The organism is Serratia sp. LTN-2, assembly GCF_059740205.1.
Genome location: NZ_JCAXDO010000048.1, coordinates 2997 through 5043, shown reverse-complemented (window position 1 = coordinate 5043; position 2047 = coordinate 2997). Strand labels below are relative to the sequence as shown.

The 2047-nt window shown below is 42.3% G+C and carries 3 protein-coding genes; 2 read left to right on the top strand and 1 reads right to left on the bottom strand.

The genetic code is table 11. The features are described 5' to 3' along the window. The first annotated feature begins 651 nt into the window (after positions 1-651). Positions 652-1170, top strand: coding sequence for a hypothetical protein (locus AC6BYQ_RS28060; RefSeq protein WP_404705062.1), 519 nt, complete (start codon positions 652-654; stop codon positions 1168-1170). Beyond that, positions 1167-1730, top strand: a complete 564-nt coding sequence (locus tag AC6BYQ_RS28055; protein WP_498057882.1) for a hypothetical protein — start codon at positions 1167-1169, stop codon at positions 1728-1730. The genes AC6BYQ_RS28060 and AC6BYQ_RS28055 overlap by 4 nt, the downstream gene beginning before the upstream one ends. A 9-nt stretch (positions 1731-1739) precedes the next feature. On the opposite strand, the gene AC6BYQ_RS28050 is transcribed toward AC6BYQ_RS28055, so the two are convergent. Beyond that, positions 1740-2047: hypothetical protein (locus AC6BYQ_RS28050; RefSeq protein WP_498057881.1), on the bottom strand; the 308-nt coding region annotated here is incomplete at its 5' end.

The window sequence follows — 2047 nt, the reverse complement described above, 5'->3', positions numbered from 1 at the left end:
CGGTGCGCGGAAGGGATGTTATGGTAAATGGTTTCTGAGGTGTAAGCTAAAACTCGAGTTTTGACGCCATTCTGAGTAGGAAATTTGCAGACGGAATAAATACTGGTGAGCAATAAGCTCATCAACAAAAAAATGGAGATCCTAAGATGGATAGAGAAACCCTATACCTACTCAAAACGTTAGACCGTAACAATGCCTTACTTGACGATATTATCCGAAGAAAGATGGGCAGGTACTACAACACGAAGATTTTGCGTGATTCCTGTGATGCTATTGAAGCCGAACTACGACATCGAGGAATCATTTAACAAGACGAAGCCCGCTTATGTGGGTTTTTTCATGCGCATTCAGAATACCCCTTCCCCCCCTTAGACCCCCTAAGAACCCCATTCAGCACAGCGAGCACAACGATTACATTCGAGCACACCGAGGACAGCGAGTACAAAATGATGTGTAAGTAATTGAAAAATAAAACCATAAATGTAGAGAATATTACATCTCAATGTTTGTATTGACAAAAAACAAGAATAATATCAAATGAGATGTTGGTTAATGATGTGCTTGGTTTTTGTGTTATTACACATAACTCATTGAATATAATGGTTTTTTTATTGATAATAGTTTCATGTTGAATTGACTTTTGGGGGATAAATGTCAGAGAAGGCAAAACAAGTAGGTAGGCGCTCTCTATCAAAAAGAAGAGAAAGTCTAATAAAAGAGCTTTGGGGGGATGAGCTTTCCGAACTGAATATATGGAACAGGAAAGAACACGATGGATTTACAACGATCCCAAGAACATTGAATTATATCAATAGGATAATAGATTACCTTGCTGGCGCTGGATCTCCTGTATCACAGACATACCTCAGTTTATGGTGTCGGGTTTTTGACGAGGGATTCGTCGAGATTAGGGATAAAGATGCTCTGGCATTTGAGTCAGGGTTTAGTGGGCAGCGAGCGGTGACTACTTGGCTAGGAAGAATGAAAAAGTTACGGGAGCTGGGACTGATATCAACGAAGCCTGGTACTTCTGGTGAGTTTCATTATGTAATCATGTTGAATCCACTTTGCGTAATTAAAAAATCATATGAATCAAACGGATGGGCAAGAGATGAGCGTTACAACGCTCTATTTTCTAGGATGCAGGAAGTGGGGGCTGAGTGGGAATGAACGACATGAAAGCTGTTCGTCACCGATATAAGCAGAGATATGATGTTGCTGCGTCAGAAGTAGTGGGGGCGTTTGATGAACTTAAAAGTTTGGATTGGAGTTTAGAAATTGCATCTTTAAGTGACGTGGAAATGTCAAAGAGATGGATTGGGGCTGTTGATCCTAACGGTGTTGCAAGACTACCACCTAATGGTGGATGGGACTGGGTTAAGCTCTATAACGGCTATTTGAAAAACCCTAGCGCATTCGTCTGTGCCATTAAATCAGAAGGTAAGCTATGCGCTCTGATTGGTGGTGGGGTTTCTGATAGTAAAGTGGTAACCAAGCTGCATTACCTTGAATCAGCCCCTTATGACACGGCGCTTTCAGGATATGCACTGGATATTTCTGTTACGTATGTTGTTACTGTCGCGAATGCGATGGGAAGCGAGTACACAGCCATCTATGAGCCAAATAGCAAAGTCAGAGAGATAGCTATAAATGATTATGGATTTAGCGAGGACAACTTGTTTGGGACAAGTAAAAATTTCGCTCTGTATCTACCAATGAGCCGGGTTTAACCGGCTCATTTAGCCTACCAGTACGCCGTAGAGTTTTTCAGGCTGTTGGTTTGATCGGCCTTGCTCTGCTCGTCTTGCTTTCACGCGCTGGCGAAATGCTCCGGCTGTGCCAGAAGAGCATGGTTCCGTCGCTTTTTTAAGTTCGACCACGTGAGCTAACATATTATTTCCGTTTTTTCGTGAGTTAGTACAAAGCATATGAGGTGACGGATACGTCAACTTCATAGTAACTGTACTGTATTGTAGAAGAGATGCGCAAGTCGCAGAATTAATGCGACCCTTCATTGACGAGGCGAAGAGTAAACGCGTATCTTCTT

Excerpts from the sequence above, each read along its gene's own strand:
- AC6BYQ_RS28060 (WP_404705062.1), top strand. The coding sequence starts at position 652 with ATGTCAGAGAAGGCAAAACAAGTAGGTAGGCGCTCTCTATCAAAAAGA.
- AC6BYQ_RS28055 (WP_498057882.1), top strand. The coding sequence starts at position 1,167 with ATGAACGACATGAAAGCTGTTCGTCACCGATATAAGCAGAGATATGAT.